The 16623-nt window shown below is 70.4% G+C and carries 11 protein-coding genes; 10 read left to right on the top strand and 1 reads right to left on the bottom strand.

Features of this window, described 5'->3' with window-relative positions:
* The first annotated feature begins 27 nt into the window (after positions 1-27).
* The 10 genes from AB0E90_RS48300 (at position 28) to AB0E90_RS48255 (ending at position 15826) form a co-directional block, all read left to right on the top strand.
* The gene (locus tag AB0E90_RS48300) at positions 28-1758 is read left to right on the top strand and encodes an HSP90 family protein (RefSeq protein WP_360419950.1); all 1731 of its coding nucleotides are present in this window, start codon (positions 28-30) and stop codon (positions 1756-1758) included.
* A complete protein-coding gene (locus AB0E90_RS48295) occupies positions 1755-4508 on the top strand; it encodes a tetratricopeptide repeat protein (RefSeq protein ID WP_360419948.1) in 2754 nt (917 codons plus the stop codon). The genes AB0E90_RS48300 and AB0E90_RS48295 overlap by 4 nt, the downstream gene beginning before the upstream one ends.
* A 44-nt stretch (positions 4509-4552) precedes the next feature.
* Positions 4553-5158 carry a helix-turn-helix domain-containing protein gene (locus AB0E90_RS48290; RefSeq protein WP_360419945.1) on the top strand — a complete coding sequence of 202 codons (606 nt, stop codon included), beginning with the start codon at positions 4553-4555 and terminating at the stop codon, positions 5156-5158.
* A 121-nt stretch (positions 5159-5279) separates the two neighbouring features.
* Entirely contained in the window at positions 5280-6608 is a 1329-nt protein-coding gene (locus AB0E90_RS48285; RefSeq protein ID WP_360419942.1) for a biotin carboxylase N-terminal domain-containing protein, read from the top strand.
* A 5-nt stretch (positions 6609-6613) separates the two neighbouring features.
* On the top strand, positions 6614-7492 hold the full coding sequence (locus AB0E90_RS48280) for a hydroxymethylglutaryl-CoA lyase (protein ID WP_360419939.1): 879 nt from the start codon (positions 6614-6616) through the stop codon (positions 7490-7492).
* A gap of 137 nt (positions 7493-7629) precedes the next feature.
* The gene (locus AB0E90_RS48275; RefSeq protein WP_360419936.1) at positions 7630-8640 is read left to right on the top strand and encodes a hypothetical protein; all 1011 of its coding nucleotides are present in this window, start codon (positions 7630-7632) and stop codon (positions 8638-8640) included.
* A gap of 294 nt (positions 8641-8934) precedes the next feature.
* On the top strand, positions 8935-10317 hold the full coding sequence (locus AB0E90_RS48270; protein WP_360419934.1) for a chaplin family protein: 1383 nt from the start codon (positions 8935-8937) through the stop codon (positions 10315-10317).
* A gap of 242 nt (positions 10318-10559) precedes the next feature.
* A complete protein-coding gene (locus AB0E90_RS48265) occupies positions 10560-12092 on the top strand; it encodes an acyl-CoA carboxylase subunit beta (protein WP_360419931.1) in 1533 nt (510 codons plus the stop codon).
* 12 nt (positions 12093-12104) lie between these two features.
* Positions 12105-13262: an acyl-CoA dehydrogenase family protein gene (locus AB0E90_RS48260; protein ID WP_360419928.1), complete on the top strand. Its 1158-nt coding sequence runs from the start codon at positions 12105-12107 to the stop codon at positions 13260-13262.
* A 107-nt stretch (positions 13263-13369) separates the two neighbouring features.
* Positions 13370-15826, top strand: coding sequence for a helix-turn-helix domain-containing protein (locus AB0E90_RS48255; protein ID WP_360419924.1), 2457 nt, complete (start codon positions 13370-13372; stop codon positions 15824-15826).
* Between the two features lie 248 nt (positions 15827-16074).
* Here the strand turns inward: AB0E90_RS48255 and AB0E90_RS48250 are convergent, their stop codons facing one another.
* Positions 16075-16566: a MarR family transcriptional regulator gene (locus tag AB0E90_RS48250; protein WP_360419922.1), complete on the bottom strand. Its 492-nt coding sequence runs from the start codon at positions 16564-16566 to the stop codon at positions 16075-16077.
* Positions 16567-16623 lie beyond the last annotated feature (57 nt).

The following is a 16623-nucleotide window of genomic DNA, read 5'->3' as shown; positions in this document are numbered from 1 at the left end:
TCCGGGGGAACCGGTAGCTTCTCGCCCGTGAGCAACACCTTCCAGGTTGATCTACGGGGCATCGTCGACCTGCTGAGCCACCACCTCTACGCGAGCCCCCGCGTCTACGTCCGCGAGCTGCTGCAGAACGCCGTGGACGCGATCACCGCGACCGATTCGCAAGACGGCCGCGTCGAGATCACCACGGGCGCCGACGCGCTGCGCATCACCGACAACGGCATCGGTCTCACCGAGGCGCAGGTGCACGAACTGCTGGCCACGATCGGCCGCAGCTCGAAGCGGGACGAGCTGGGCTTCGCACGGCACGAGTTCCTCGGCCAGTTCGGCATCGGCCTGCTCTCCTGCTTCCTGGTGGCCGACGAGATCCGGGTGCACACCCGCCGGGCCGGCGCCGAGCCGGTGCTGTGGACGGGTTACTCCGACGGCCGTTACGAGGTGCGGCCGGGCGAGGAGCGCGAGCCGGGGACCACGGTCACCCTGATGCCGCGACGCGGCGCCGAGCACCTTCTTACCGGTCCGACGGTGACCGAGCTCGCCGAGCTCTACGGCTCCCTGCTGCCCGTCACGGTGGAGGTCGACGGCGCCCGGGTGACGACCGGGGTGCTGCCCTGGGAATCCGACCGCGAGGCCTACTGCCAGCGCGTCTTCGGCTTCACCCCGTTCGACGTGATCGAGCTCAACGTGCCCGAGGCCGGCCTCACCGGCGCCGCGTTCGTGCTGCCCACGGCGGTCAACCCGGCCACCCGTGGCGGCCATCGGGTTTACCTCAAGCGCATGCTGCTGGCCGAAAATGTCGAGGGCCTGCTGCCCGAGTGGGCGTTCTTCGCCCGCTGCGTGGTCGACAGCACCGAGCTGCGGCCGACCGCGAGCCGTGAGGCGCTCTACGAGGACGGCCTGCTCACCGACGTCCGCGACGCGATCGCCGACCAGCTGCGCGGCTGGCTGGTCCGGCTCGCCGCCACCGACCCGCACCGGCTCGCCCGGTTCCTCGGTGTGCACCACCTCGGTGTGAAGGCGCTGGCCCTGCACGACGACGAGATGCTGCGCCTGGTCGAGCAGTGGTGGCCGATGGAGACCAACATGGGCCGGGTCACCCTCGCCGAGTTCCGCGAGCGGCACGGCGTGATCCGTTACGCCGCCACCACCGACGAATACCACCAGCTGTCCGCGGTCGCCGCCGCGCAGGACCTCGGCCTGATCAACGGCGGTTACGTCTACGACGCCGACATCATCGAGCGGCTGGCCACAGTGGACCAGGCGGTGCGGGCCGAGCGGCTCGAGCCGTCCGACCTGGCCACCCGCTTCACCGGGCTGGACGCTGAGACCGAGTTGCGGCTGCGCCCGTTCCTGTCGGTCGCGCAGCGCCGCCTCGACCGGCTCGGCTGCGAGGTGGTGATCCGCGCGTTCGACCCGGTCACCGTGCCCGCGCTCTACCTGGTCAGCCGGGCGGCCGCGTTCCACGAGGACTTCACGACGAGCCGCGACAAGGCCGACGACCTCTGGGGCGGTGTGCTCGACGCACTCGCCCAGGTCAGTCCGCCGGAACGCCCTCAGCTGGTGCTCAACCACCGCAACCCGCTGGTCCGCCGGGTGGTCGCGCTGGCCGATCCGGAACTCTCCGGGCTGGCCGTCGAGTCGCTGTACGGACAGGCCCTGATGCTCGGCCACCACCCGCTGCGCCCGGCCGACGCGGCCCTGCTGAATACGTCTTTCTTGGGCCTGCTCAATCGGGCCGTGACCGCCGAGGAGCAGAAGTGAAGACCGCCCCCGAGCTGTGGTCCCTGGTCGGCCAAGCCCAGGATCTGCCCCACGGCGCCGCCCAGATCGCCCTGGTCGAGCAGGTGCTGCGGCGCGTCGACGAGGCCGGCGACCCCGAGCTGGCGTTCTACGCCCGGCTGCTGGCCACGACGGCGTATGTCTACGGTGGTGAGCCCGGCAAGGCATTCGTCCCGTTCTCCTGGTGCGTCGCCGATTTCGACCGCAACCCGGCGCCCTATCACCAGCGGTGGCAGCACAACCTGCTCTGGCTGTTCAAGACGATGGTCAACGCGCTGACCACGTTCCACGAGGTGCCGCTGGCCCGCACCTATGCGGTGCTCGACGACATGGAGCGGCGCTACCGCGAGACCGGCCACGGCATGCACGCCGTCTACAAACACCGTTACCTGGTCGCCTCACACGTCGGGCAGACCGAGGAGGCGGACGCGTGGTTCGAGCGGTGGCAGTCGGCGCAACGCGACGCCCTCTCCGACTGCGCCGGCTGCGACCCGACCGACGTCGCGAAATACCTGTCGTCGCGCGACCGGTTCGCCGACGCCGTCGCGCTGGCCGAGCCGGTGCTGTCCGGCGAACTGAGCTGCAGCGAGCAGCCGCAGGGCATTCTCCGCGAGTTGACCGTCCCCTACCTGCAGACCGGTGAACTGCAGAAAGCCGCCGACGCGCACCGCCGGGCCTACCGCCTGGAGCGGGGCAACCTGGCCGACCTGTGGAACATCGGCACGCACCTCGGCTTCTGCGGGCGCACCGGCAACGAGCACCGCGGTCTCGAGATGCTGCAGCGGCACATCGACTGGCTCGAGCGGGCGCCGTCACCCGCCGCCGAGATGAACTTCGCGGCCGAGGCAGCCATGCTGCTGCGCCGGCTCAGCGAGACCGGCCACGGCGAGCTGACCGTCCGCCGCAAGGACCGGGCCGACATCACCGTCACCGAGCTCGCGCCCGAGCTGGCCGAGCGGGCCCTGATCCTGGCCGCCCGTTTCGACGCCCGCAACGGCACCGGCCACCAGAGTGAGCTGATCGCCGAGACGATCAACGCCCAGCCGTACGGGATCGACCTCGTCCTGTCGCCGACCGCCCGGCTCGCCCGGCCGGAGACGGTGCGGCCGGAGCCGGAGCCGGCGCTCGAGGTCCCGGCCGCGGCCGACCCGGCCGAGCTGCTCGACCTGGCCACCGAGCACTTCCTCGAGGAACGGCCGGCCGCGCTGGCCGCCACCCTGACCGCGCTCGACGAGCGATTTCCGGTGCTGGCCGATCCGCTGCTGGCCGCCCGCCGGCTCGCGATGATCGGCAACCTGCTGAGCTGGCAGGGCGACGAGACGTTCGCCGAGCGATGGAGCGTGGCCGCCGACCTGTTCGACACCGCCGGCGCCGAGAGCGATGCGATCGTGCTCCGGGCCCGGGCCGCTCTGGCCCGCACGCAGCAGGGCGAGCCCGACCCAGCGCCGATCCAGGCGGATGTCGAGCATCAGGAGAAGAACGGCGACGCCCGTGGCCGGGCCAACGCGTGGGCCCGGCTCGCCGTGCTGCACGCGGTGCGCGACGAGATGGCGGAGGCGGCCGAGGCGATCGGCCGCTGCGCGGATTATGCGACCGAGTCCGGTTACCCCCGCACCGTCGCGTCGCACGCCGACCTGCGGGCCCGCATCCTGGCCAACTCCGACGACCGCGCGGGCGCGCTGGCCGCGGCCCGCCAGGCGTGGGAGTTCTACCGGGTGCACGGCCCGGCGTTCCGGCTGGCCCCGATCGCCACCGTCTACGGCCAACTGCTCGACGACCCGGCGGGGCAGATCGAGGCGTTCGGCACAGCGATCGCCACCGGCGACGCCGGTGAGGTGCTGCCGGCCCGGATCGGCCGCGGCCGCGCGCTCAAGCGAGCCGATCGGGCCGGCGACGCGATCGCCGACCTGGTCGAGGCGGTTGCGCTCTGCACCGAGCAGGGCCTGGTGCCGGGCGGCGCCTACGCCCGATGGGAGCTGGCCGAGGCGTACGCGTTGGCCGGTCGCTCGGTGGAGGCGGCCGAGGTGGCCGAGGAAGCCCTGCTCGCGTTCGACGAGCTCAGTGACCGGGAGAGCGCGAACAACGCCCGGTTCCTGCTCGCCAAGCAGTACCGCGAGATCGGCGACAGGGCCGGCGCGGTGTCCCGCTACCGCGAGCTCATCGAGCAGCTCGCCGACAACCCGGAGGGCCGCGGTCAGGTCGGCGAGGAGGTCGGCGGTCTGCTCTTCGACCTGGACCGGGACGCCGAGGCGGCGGAGGCGTTCCGCGCGGCCGGCGATGCCCTGCGCGAGGCCGGCGACCTGCTCGGCGAGCTGCGCACACTGCGTCGCCGGATCTCGGCGCTGCACTACGCGGATGACCCGGCGGCCGCCGAGGAGACCTACCGGCTGGCCGGCGAGCGTTTCGCGGCGTTGCCGGCCGAGCTGGCCGCCGAGCCAGGTGCGATCTGGGAGACCGGGGTGACCGCGTTCGAGCAGGCCCGCATGCTGATGGCCCGCGACCGGCACGCCGACGCCGTCCCGGTCCTGCGCGACCTCCCGCCCCGATTGCGCCGGATCGGGGCCATCGACGAGGCCGACCGCCTCGACACCATGTATGGCGAGGCCCTGCACCATTCGGGCGATCCGGCGGCGGCCGCGACCCATCTTCGCGAGCTGCTGGCGGCCATGGCCCCGGAGTCTGCCAACCGGGAGTTGGCGGAGCGCATACTCGGAGAGGCCGAGAAATCCTGAACGAGCGTTAAGGCAACCGCTTGACAAGGGGTTAGAGTTGCCACGTGACGACGGTTGATCAGCAGCAGCGGCCGGGGCCGCCCGCACCCCGGCGGCGGTCGCGCCGTGACGAGATCCTCGAGATCGCGGTGGGACTCTTCGCGGCGCGCGGATATCACGGCGTGTCGATGGATGACATCGGCTCAGCCGCCGGTGTCACCGGCCCGGCGCTCTACCACCACTTCGCCGGCAAAGAGGCGATGCTGGTGGCCGCGCTGATTCCGGTCAGCGAGGGCCTGCTGCACGGCGGCAAGGCCCGAGTTGCCCAGCACCCCGACGACGCGAGCGCCGCCCTGGGCGATCTGATCGACTTCCACGTCGAGTTCGCCCTGGCCAACCCGGCCGTCATCGCCCTGCACCTGCACGAGCTCGACCGCCTGCCGGACGAGCCACGCCGCCAGATCCGCCGACTCCAGCGCCTCTATGTCGAGGAGTGGGTCGGCGTGCTGGCGACGCTGCGCCCCGAGCTGGAGGCGGCCGAGGCCCGGGTGCTCGCCCATTCGGCGTTCGGCCTGATGAACTCGACGCCGTTCCTCGGTGGCGAGGTCGACCGCCGGCGCCGGGCCGCGCTGCTGCGCGAGGCCACCATCCACGCCCTGGCCGGTCGCTGAGCTGTAAAGCTTCAAAAGATAAAAACTGAAAAAGCAGCGGAGCCGGCCACAAGCCAAGGCGCCGCTGACCCGTGCGGCCCGGGCCACCGCCCAGGGCCACGAAGACGGCAGAAAGGTCGACATGATCGAGTCGCTTCTCGTCGCCAACCGGGGCGAAATCGCCCGCCGGATCATTCGCACCGCCAACCGGCTGGGGATCCGCACGATCGCGGTCCACTCCGAGGCGGACACCGATTTGCCGTTCGTGCTCGAAGCGGACGAGGCGGTCTGCGTCGGTCCGGCCAACCCCGCGCAGAGCTACCGGAACACCGAGGCCATCCTGGCCGCCGCGAAGTCGACCGGCGCCCAGGCGATCCACCCGGGCTACGGCTTCCTCAGCGAAAATGCCGACTTCGCCCGCGCGGTCGAGGCAAACGGCCTGATCTGGGTCGGCCCGCCGGCTGACGCGATCACCGCGATGGGCGACAAGATCAACGCACGGAACCTGATGGCCGAAGCCGGCGTGCCGGTCGCGCCGGGCACGCACGATCCGGCCGCCACCGTCGAGGCCGCGATCGAGGCCGCCGCGACCATCGGTTATCCGGTAATGGTGAAAGCCGCGGCGGGTGGCGGCGGCATGGGCATGGCGGTCGCCAATGACCAGGAGGCCCTCGAGAAGGAGTACGACAAGGTCCGCGCGTTCGCCGAGCGGATGTTCGGCGACGGCTCGGTGCTGATCGAGCGTTACTTCCCACGCGTACGCCATGTGGAGGTGCAGATCCTCGGCCTCGCCGATGGCCGGGTGATCGCCCTGAGCGAGCGCGAGTGCTCGGTCCAGCGCCGCAACCAGAAGCTGGTGGAGGAGGCCCCGTCCCCGGCGGTCGACCCGCAGCTGCGCGAACGCCTGTTGCAAGCCGCGGTCAAGGCCGGCGAGGCGGTCGGTTACCGGAATGCCGGCACGGTCGAGTGCCTGCTCGACCCGGCCACCGGTGAGTTCTTCTTCCTGGAGATGAACACCCGCCTCCAGGTCGAGCACCCGATCACCGAGCTGATTCACGGCATCGACCTGGTCGAGCAGCAGTTGCGGATCGCATCCGGCGAGGACGTCGCGATTCCCGCGGAAACCAGCGGCCACGCGATCGAGCTGCGGATCAATGCCGAGGACCCGAAGCGTTTCCTCCCCGGCCCCGGCAAGATCAGCACCTGGGTGGAGCCGACCGGCGAGGGAACCAGGGTCGACTCCGGCTACGCCGACGGCAACACGGTCACCCCGTTCTACGACTCGCTGATGGCCAAGCTGATCGTCTTCGCCGAGGACCGCGACGCCGCGATCGCCAAGGCGCGCGAGGCGGTCGCCGGCTTCCAGATCGCCGGCCCCAAGAACAACCTGCCGTTCTTCGCGGAGTTACTGGCGAACGACGAGTTCCTCACCGGCGACTACGACACCGGCATCGTCGGCCGGATGCGGTGAGCGCCATGACCAGCGTGAGCATCCGTGAGGTCGCGCCCCGGGACGGGCTGCAGAACGAGGAGCCGATCCCGACCGACTCCAAGGTCCGTCTGATCGACGCGCTGAGCGAGACGGGCGTCCGGCGCATCGAGGCCGTCTCGTTCGTCCACCCCAAGGCGATTCCGCAGATGGCGGACGCCGACGAGGTCTGGCGGCAGGCGAAGAAGAACCCGGACATCCGCTATTCGGCGCTCATCCCGAACACCCGGGGAGCGCAGCGGGCGATCGCCGCCGGCTTCCGCGAGATCGAGGTCGTCGTCTCGGCCAGTGACACGCACAACCGGCGCAACCTCAATCGCTCCACACAGGAGTCGCTGGACGACATCGCCGGTCTGATTCCGCTGGTCCACGACGCCGGCGCGACTCTCGAGGTGATCGTGGCGACCAGTTTCGGCTGCCCGTTCGAGGGCGACATCAATCCGGAGCGGGTAGCGGCGATCGTGGCTCGGGTCCACGCCGACGGCGCGGACCGCATCGCCTTCGGCGACACGACCGGCATGGCGACTCCCCGCCGGGTGCGTGATCTTCTCTCGGCCGTCCGCCCCGACCTGCTGCACTTCCACAACACCAGGGGTACGGGGTTAGCGAACATCCTCACCGCGTTGGAGCTGGGGGTGACCGAATTCGACGCGAGCGTCGGCGGGATCGGCGGTTGTCCGTACGCCCCGGGCGCCTCCGGAAATGTGGCCACCGAGGAGGTCGTCCACATGCTGCACGACATGGGCATCGACACCGGAATCGACCTGGACCACCTGATCAAAACGGCCGAGTTGGCGGAAAAACTGCTCGGCCGCACCCTCCCTAGTGGTGTCTTGCGCGCGGGACCGCGTACGAGATTGGTGTGACTAAAGGCGCGATCATTTTTCCTATTTGTCCGCGTGACCCTCGCACGGCCGCTTCGTTACCAATATCGAGTGGCCGGACATCGCCAAAACGGCGGATCTGCCACCGGTCGAAAGTCTGACGACGAGGGGCGGAACCGATGACGGGGTGGGGAATCGAGCGCGCATCGCGTGCCGCGAACCCGGCGCCGTCCGTGTCGCCCACCGCGGTCTCCACGCCCTTGCCGCCTCACATCCAGGGGGCGGAGCGGCGCCGGAGCCGGTGGGGTCTGCGCCTGCTCGTGGTCGGCGGTCTGGCCGGTGCGGCCTGGCTGCTCACCGGCGCCGCCGCACAGGCCGCGGACCGGGCCGACGAGCCATCCGGCTCGTTGCTCGGCGCGGTTATGGACGGCGACGTCACCGCGCCGGTTTCCGGTCTCCTGACAGCGGCCGCCCAGCCGCTGGAGATCACTCCGGCCCATGAACGCCACGCCGTGGCCGACGTCATCGCGGCTCCGTTACGGGTGCTCACGCTCCCGGTGGAGACCGTCGACGAGGTCACCTACGGCGTAACCGGGACCGATGTGGACACCGCCGCCGGCGGGGTCGGCACGGTTCTGCGGGAGGTCGCCGGACCACTTCGCCTCACCGGCGAAACGGCGTCCGACCAGCGGATCGTCACCACGGTGACCGACTCGATCGGCATCGAGGACCAGCAGGACGCGCGCCCGGCCGCAGAGCGGCCGCAGGAACCGGCGGTAGTGCCGGTTCGGCCGGTCCCGGTCGCGCAGACGAACCGCGTACCTCTCACCAAGGCTCTGCGGGCCCCGGCCGCTTCCCTCCGGAGTGGCACCGTGGCCCGGCACGTCAAGGCCGCATCGACTGTTCACCGGCACCGGCACGACGCCGCTCACGCGGTGGTCAGCGGGCCGGCGACGATGCGCGAGGTCACCGGCGGCGGCGACGGTCCGGCCGCGCCGCTGCAACTGCACCTCGGTGATGTCAGCGGAAACCCGACCAGCGGGTCGGGAACACCGACGGAAGGTGGCTCCGCGGCCTTCCTGCCGGCTGCGATCGCGAACAGCACGATGGCTTGCCAGCGGCTGCCGATCGCATCCGATGTCGAGGTCCGGCGTCACGACGCCGAGGCACCGACCGTCTCACCTGACTGAGTGATGGCGTCCGGCGGTCCGCCCGACCGCCGGCAACCGGCCGGCACCGGCTTCGGTGTCCGCGTTCCGGCACTGATTCCCCAACCGCTTGCGAACAAGCGGCGAATCACCGACGCCTGAATCACGCAACCGCACCGAAGCGCCAGCCAAAGGGGCGCGCGTCGACAAGCGGAGTCAGGGCAGATCCACAAATGAAGCCAGGGCACCGCTGCGCCCGAATGCAGTTCCGGAACGTCCCTAACTGAATAAGTCACACAATCTGCCGATACATTTCTGGAAAGGCATTCCTTCCCCATGAAGACTTGGGTTCGCAAGACTCTGAGCGTCGGTGTCCTGGCCGCCGGCGCCCTGCTGTTCGCCCCCGGCAGCGCCGCCCACGCCGACAGCCGTCAGGTGACCGGTGCCAACAACGGCATCCTCAACGGCACGCAGATCGCCGTGCCGGTCCGGGTTCCGGTCAACATCGTCGGTAACTCGCTGGGCATCCTCGGCGTCGCCGACTCGCACGCCGCCGGCGTCAACGTCACCGAGAGCGCCCACGGCCCCCGCGGTGGCCAGTTCACCGGTGTCAACAACGGCATCCTGAACGGCACCCAGGCCTACCTCCCGGTCAGCGTGCCGGTGAACATCGCGGGCAACTCCGCCGCGGTGCTCGGCGCTGCCCAGTCCAACGCCGTCGCGGCGAACGGCGTTCGTGGTCGCAAGACCGAGAGCGCGCAGAACAACGGTGGCTTCTGGCCCGGCAGCGGTGGCCAGTTCACCGGCAGCAACAACGGGTTCCTGAACGGCACCCAGATCTACGCGCCGATCGACGTTCCGATCAACGTCTGCGGCAACTCGCTCGCCATCCTCGGCGGCGCCTACTCCCAGGCGATCTGCGCGAACAACACCGGCTTCTCCCGTAAGAAGGAGAGCGGTCACGTCACCGAGGGCGGATGGCAGGCCACCGGCGTCAACAACGGCATCGCGAACGGCACCCAGCTGCTGGCGCCGATCAGCCTGCCGATCAACCTGTCCGGCAACTCGGCTGCGCTCCTCGGCTCGGCCAGCTCGCACGCGGTCTCGGTGAACGAGTCGGCGCAGGACGGCCCGGGCGGGTTCGGCCAGTTCACCGGTGCCAACAACGGGATCCTGAACGGCACCCAGATCGCTGTGCCGATCAGCGTGCCGATCAACGCCTGCGGCAACTCGCTGGGCATCCTCGGCGCGGCCAGCTCCAACGCGGCGTGCGTCAACGGTGCCGGCTTCCTCGGCAACGACGACGAGGACGACTGGGGCTGGGACGCGGACCACGGCCACAACGGCCACGGTCACAACGGTCACGGTCACAAGGGCCACGGCCACGGCGACAACGCCGGTGACAACGGCGACGACGACGGCGACTACCTGGGCGACAACGGCGACGAGGACCCGGCGACCGCGGACGACAACGGCTACGGCGACGAGAAGCCGGCGACCGCGGACGACAACGGCTACGGCGGCGAGGAGCCGGCGACCGCTGACGACAACGGTTACGGCGGCGAGAAGCCGGTGACCGCTGGTTCGAACAGCGACAGCAAGGGCGGCCGTGGCAAGAAGGCCGAGGGCACCCCGGTCACCGGCATCACCGAGGCCGTCGCGGGCGTTTCGGACACCTCCGGCATCGCCGGCCTGGGCCTGCTCAACACGCTGCGCTGAACCACGGCGACAGCGGTAAATACCGGGTAGCGCCGTCCCGGGCGCGACCTGGCGACGCCACGAGGCGTCGAGCAAGACCCGGTGCCCCTCCACGGCACCGGTGGTAAGAAAACGAACGGGAGTCTCCGCGACCGCGGGGGCTCCCGTTCGTCGTTGCCGTTCGCTCTCCGGATGCGCTAACCTAACGATCGTTCAGGTTCTAACGATCGTTAAGGAGCCTTAACATCCCCGGGAGGAACGTCTTGACCATCGACGAAGAGTCGCTCGCGCAGGTCCGCAAGCGCGTGCTGGCCGGCGGCGCCGAGCGTTACCACGCGGCCAATGCGGCCAAGGGCAAGCTCTTCGCCCGCGAGCGCGTCGCCCTGCTGGTCGACGAGGATTCCTTCGTCGAGGACGGCCTCTATGCCAACAGTCTCGCCGACGGGCTGCCCGCCGATGGCGTGATCACCGGAACCGCCCGGATCGACGGCCGCGACGTCTGCCTGATGGCCAACGACTCCACGGTCAAGGCCGGCTCATGGGGCGCCCGCACGGTCGAAAAGATCATCCGGATCATCGAGCGCGCGTATGAGTACGGCGTGCCCATGGTCTACCTGGTCGACTCGGCCGGCGCGCGGATCACCGACCAGGTCGACCTGTTCCCCGGCCGCCGCGGCGCCGGCAAGATCTTCCACACCCAGGTCCGGGCCTCCGGCTCGATCCCGCAGGTGTGCGCGCTGTTCGGCCCGTCCGCCGCCGGTGGCGCCTACATCCCGGCGTTCTGCGACATCGTGATCATGGTCGAGGGCAACGCGAGTATGTATCTCGGCTCCGACCGCATGGTCGAGATGGTCACCGGGGAAAAGACGACGCTCGAGGCGATGGGTGGCGCCCGGGTGCACTGCGCGGAGTCCGGCGTCGGTCACTTCCTCTGCAAGACCGAGCCCGAGGCCCTCGACACGGTCAAGCGCTACCTTTCCTACCTGCCGGCCAACTGGCAGCAGAAACCGCCTGCGGCGCAGATCCCGGAGAGCCAGCCGACGGTCGATCTGGGCGCCTTGGTCCCGGCGAGCGAGCGCCAGGCTTTCGACATGCGGCGGTACGTCAAGGGCCTGGTCGACAAGGATTCGTTCTTCGAGATCCATGCCCTGTGGGCCAGAGAGCTCACGGTCGGATTCGCCCGGTTGAACGGCGAGGTCGTCGGCGTGCTCGGCAACAACTCGATGTTCAAGGGCGGCGTCCTCTTCGTCGACTCGGCCGACAAGGCGGCCCGGTTCGTCCAGCTCTGCGACGCCTTCAACGTTCCACTGATCTTCCTGTCCGACGTGCCCGGCTTCATGGTCGGCTCGGCGGTGGAGAAGCAGGGCATCATCCGTCACGGCGCCAAGATGATCACCGCGATCTCCGAGGCCACGGTGCCGAAGATCTGCGTGGTGGTTCGTAAGGCGTACGGCGCGGGTCTCTATGCCATGGCCGGCCCCGGCTTCGACCCGGACGCCACGATCGCCCTGCCCACCGCCAAGATCGCGGTGATGGGTGCCGAGGCCGCGGTGAACGCGGTCTACGCCAACAAGATCGCCGCCCTGCCCTCGGACGAGGAGCGGGCCGCCTTCATCGCCCAGCGCCGCGCGGAGTATGAGCAGGACATCGACATCATGCGCCTGGCCAGCGAGTTGGTCGTGGACACGGTCGTCGAGCCCGGCCAACTGCGCACCGAAATCGGCCGGCGCATCGCCGCCGCCCGCACCAAGGATCGTGCTTTTTCCCGGCGCCGGCACGGCGTCACGCCCGTCTGACAGGAGTGGGACATGGTCGACTTCCGGCTCGACGAAGAGCAGGAGGCGCTGCGTGCGACGGTGCGTGACTTCGCCCAGCAGCAGGTAGCGCCGGTGATCGCCGATCACTACGAGCACAAGACGTTCCCCTACGACCTGGTCCGGCAGATGGGCAAGATGGGTCTGTTCGGCCTGCCCTTCCCGGAGGAGTGCGGCGGCATGGGCGGCGACTACTTCGCGCTCTGCATCGCCCTCGAGGAACTGGCCAGAGTGGACAGCTCACTCGCCGTCACGCTCGAGGCCGGGGTGTCGCTGGGCATCATGCCGATCCACCGGTTCGGCAGCGCCGAGCAGAAGGAGCGGTGGCTCCCGCAGCTCACCAACGGTGAAGGGCTGGCCGCGTTCGGCCTGACCGAGCCCGGGTCCGGCTCCGACGCCGCGGCGATCACCACCCGCGCGGTGCTCGACGAGTCGACGAACGAGTGGGTGATCAACGGCGCCAAGGCGTTCATCACCAACTCCGGCACCGACATCACCCGCCTGGTCACGGTGATGGCGGCGACCGGCGTCAACCCGGACGGCTCCAAGGAGCTCTCCACGATCATCGTGCCGGCCGGCACGCCCGGCTTCTCGGTCGCGCCCGGTTACTCCAAGGTCGGCTGGTGTGCGTCCGACACCCACGAGCTTTCCTTCGATGACGTACGCGTGCCGGCCGCCAACCTGCTCGGCGAGCGCGGTCGCGGCTTCGCCCAGTTCCTGCGGATCCTCGACGAGGGGCGGATCGCGATCGCGGCGCTCGCTGTCGGCCTGGCCCAGGGCTGTGTCGACGAGTCGGTGAAATACGCCAACCAGCGCGTCGCGTTCGGCCGCCCGATCGGCAACTACCAGGCCGTTCAGTTCATGATCGCGGACATGGAGCTGCGGGCGCACACGGCCCGGCTCGGCTATTACGACGCCGCGTCCCGCATGCTGGCCGGCGAGGACTTCAAGCGGTACGCCGCGATCGCCAAGCTCAACGCCAGCAACGCCGCGATGGAGAACAGCCGGTATGCGACTCAGGTGCACGGCGGCTACGGCTTCATGAACGAGTCGCCGGTCGGCCGCTTCTACCGGGACGCCAAGATCCTCGAGGTCGGCGAGGGCACCTCCGAGGTGCAGCGGATGCTGATCGCGCGCGGCCTCGGGCTGTAATTGGCACGGTGGATAGTTCGGGCATATGCGGACCAGAGTTCCGTCCGCTTTCCGACAAGGTTGGATGTCTGCTCGCTCGTACGCGCATACGTGCATAGGTTCGGACCATGGCGGCAGATGGGGGTGCGAGCCAGGGGAGCTCCGGCTTCTCCGTCGTGCTGCGCCAGCACCGCCTCCGGGCCAAGCTGACTCAGGACGAGCTGGCCGCCCGCGCCGCCATCGGCGTCCGCACGGTTCGTGACCTGGAGCGCGGCCGCGCGTCCCGCCCGCAGCGCACCACCGTCGAGCTGCTCGCCGCCGCTCTCGGCCTGGCCGGCGCCGACCGCGAGACGTTCCTCGCCGCGGCCCGCGGTCAGCACGGCGAGGACCCGCTGCCGCCCACCTCGTTCCAGCAGATGCCACCCACGATCGAGCTGGTCGGGCGCGACGACGACGTTGCCGAGCTGGTCACCCGGCTCGCCGAGCCGGACGGTCCGCGCGGTGTGACCCTGGTCGGCCTCGCCGGCGTCGGCAAGACCAGCCTGGGCCTGGTGGTGTCGCACCGGGTGACCGCGGCCTACCCGGGCGGCGTGGCCGGCATCGTGATCACCGAGGGCCTGTCGGTGGGCGAGATGCTCGGCGACACCGCGGCCGGGTTCGGCGTCGGTCGCGCCGATGACCTGCGCGGACACTTCGCCGGCCGAGCCGCCCTGATCTTCGTGGACGCGGTGGAGCGCTCACCCGAGACCGCCGCCGAGGCACTCAGCCAACTGCTCGACCGGATTCCGTCACTGCGGTTCCTGGCCACCGGCCGGCACCCGGTCGGCCTGTCCGCCGAACGGGTCTGGCCACTCGCCCCGCTGGTCGCGCCGCCACCCGAGACGGCCAACACGATCGCGGCGATCTCGGCGTACCCCGCGGTCGGTCTCTTTCTGGATCGCCTTGGCCGAGTGCGCCGCACCGAGCTCGAGCCCGACGAGATCGCGCCGCTCGCGATTCTGGTTCGCCGCCTCGGCGGCATTCCGCTCGCGATCGAGCTGGCCGCGGCCCGCGGTCGCGTGCTGACCATCCCCGAGATCCTCGACCGGTACGGCGATCGCGTCCTCGATCTGGACCGCCCCAGCGGCTCGTCGGAGAGCGTGGTCTCGCTGCGCGACGCGGTGGCAGCCAGCTATCGCCTGCTCAACCCGGGTGAGCAGCACGCGCTGCGCCGCCTCGCGGTGTTCCGCTACCGCTGGTCGCTGGCGCTCGCCGAGCAGATCACCGAGGGCACCCAGACCGACGGCGCCGACGTCGTGCACCTGCTCGACCGTCTGCTCGAGCTGGGTCTGCTCAACGTGCGCGGGCGCCGCACGTTCCGGTTCCGGCTGCTCGACGTGGTGCGCGACTACGCGGCCGAGCGGGCGGTGGCGGCCGGCGAGCTGACCGACGCCCGCCGCCGGCACGCCCGCGTCTTCGCCGACCTGGCCCAGGCGATCGCGCCCGACCTGATCGGCAGCGGGTTGACCGATGCCGCGAACCGTCTCGACGACGTGGTCGGTGACCTCGGGACCGCGATCGCGTTCGCGGCGGGGGAAGATCCGCACACCGCTCTGCGTCTCGCGGCGGCGCTGCCGCGCTGGTGGCGGTTCCGCGGGCGGGACATGAGCGGCCGACAGTGGCTGCGCCGCCTGCTCGCTGACCCGCGTACCGCCGATGCCGACCCGGCCACCCGGGCCTGGGCCAAGATCGGCCTGGCCCAGCTCGCCCTCGAGCACGGCGCCGGCGCCGAAGAGATCGGGTCAGCGGCCGCGGCGGTGGCCGAGTTCGAGCAGCTCGGGTCGGTGACCGGTCAACTCGCCGCACACACCCAGCTCGCGTCGTTGTGGATGACCACCGGCGGTTACGGCGAAGCGCGCCGGCACGGCGAGGCCGCGCTGGTCCTGGCCCGGAACAGCGGCCGGATCCGGGACATCGCGGTCGCCGAGAACAACCTGATCTGGCACGAGATCCGCGAGGGCGATCTGCCGGCCGCGCGCCGCCGGCTCGCCGCGGTCGACGAGTTGGCCGGCCAATGCGGCGAGGAGCGGCTGCGGGCGGTGGCGCTGACCAACCTGGCCGAGGTGGCGCGACTCGGCGGTGAGCTGGTCGAGGCCGAGCGGCTGGGCCGCAGCGCGATGCCGGAGCTGGAGAAGGTCGGCGATCCGAACCATCGGCGGCGGCTGCTGGCCACCATCGGTCTGGCGCTGGCCGAGTCGGGGCGGGTGGACGAGGCTCAGCAGATTCTCGAGCGGCTGCGGCTGCCCGACGACCAGCCGCCGGACGGGCCGGCCGCGGTGGTCGAGGCGGCGGTGGCGCTGCGGCAGGGCGAGCAGAAGCATGCGGCGGAGTTCTTCGCGCGTGCCGCCGAGGCCTACGACGGCGCGCATGATCCGCGAGACGTGGTGGAGGCCCTGGTCGGGCTCATTACGAGCACACCGAACCAGGAGGAGCGGGCGGCGGCGGTGCGGCGGCTGACCGACCTCTGCCGGTCGGGCGGCATCACGTTGCTTCCGCGGGAGCGCGAACAACTTGGGCCGACGATCACCGAGCAGGTGGGTGCGTGACCGGCCGGTGTGGCCCCACCGGTGTGGCGCGGACGGCCGGCGGTCGTGCCCCCCACGCGCCGGCCGTCGCAACGCCCCACCAGTAACGCGGCGAAAACGAAGCTCCCCCGTCAGCCCCGTACGTCGCCTCGGTCGCGCCGCATCCCCCTTGCGCTGATCACAGTAGCCGTGGGAGAACAGCTAACTCGGGAGATATGTCCGTTTCGACCGGCGGGTGACCCGGTTCTGCCGGTATTTCTGCCGGTTGCTCAGGCCGCTTCGACAACGGGCGCGTCGGCACTGCCGGCGGTGGCGCACGGGTTCACCGCGTCCCGGATCGTTCGCAGCGAATCGAGCATGCCGGTCAGCTGATCGGGTGACAATTGCCCGATGAACCACTGCTGGACGAGGGCCAGATGACCAGGCAGAACCTGATCGAGGCGGGTGCGTCCGGCCGGGGTGATCACCGCGTACGAGCTGCGGCGGTCGCTGGGGCAGGCCTCGCGGCAGACCAGGCCGTCGCGGTCCATCCGGTCGACGACGCGGGTCACGCCGCTGGTGGACAGGGACGTCTGGCCGGCGAGATCGGTCATCCGCAGGCGGCTGCCGGGCGAGCGCGCGAGGCGCATCAGCACCTCGAACTCGACTGCGGAGAGGCGGTGTTCCTCGAACTGTGCGGCAAACCTAGCGGTCAATCCCGTGTACGCCTCAGCGAACAGGCCGACCGCGGTGAAGCGGGGGTCATCCAGGTCGGTACTCACAACCAAGATGCTACCTCGTTCACTTGACAAGCGGAATATTGCTGCGGCTATAGTTGC

This window comes from Actinoplanes sp. NPDC026619 (assembly GCF_040638295.1).
In the GTDB taxonomy this organism is placed as follows: Bacteria; Actinomycetota; Actinomycetes; order Mycobacteriales; family Micromonosporaceae; genus Actinoplanes.
The sequence above is the reverse complement of the archived record's forward strand: the minus strand, read 5'-3'. Positions and strand labels throughout refer to the sequence as shown.

Bases quoted from the DNA above. Each gene is read 5' to 3' on its own strand.
- AB0E90_RS48275 (WP_360419936.1), top strand. From the start codon at position 7,630: ATGACGGGGTGGGGAATCGAGCGCGCATCGCGTGCCGCGAACCCGGCG.
- AB0E90_RS48255 (WP_360419924.1), top strand. From the start codon at position 13,370: ATGGCGGCAGATGGGGGTGCGAGCCAGGGGAGCTCCGGCTTCTCCGTC.
- AB0E90_RS48260 (WP_360419928.1), top strand. From the start codon at position 12,105: ATGGTCGACTTCCGGCTCGACGAAGAGCAGGAGGCGCTGCGTGCGACG.
- AB0E90_RS48285 (WP_360419942.1), top strand. From the start codon at position 5,280: ATGATCGAGTCGCTTCTCGTCGCCAACCGGGGCGAAATCGCCCGCCGG.
- AB0E90_RS48280 (WP_360419939.1), top strand. From the start codon at position 6,614: ATGACCAGCGTGAGCATCCGTGAGGTCGCGCCCCGGGACGGGCTGCAG.
- AB0E90_RS48270 (WP_360419934.1), top strand. From the start codon at position 8,935: ATGAAGACTTGGGTTCGCAAGACTCTGAGCGTCGGTGTCCTGGCCGCC.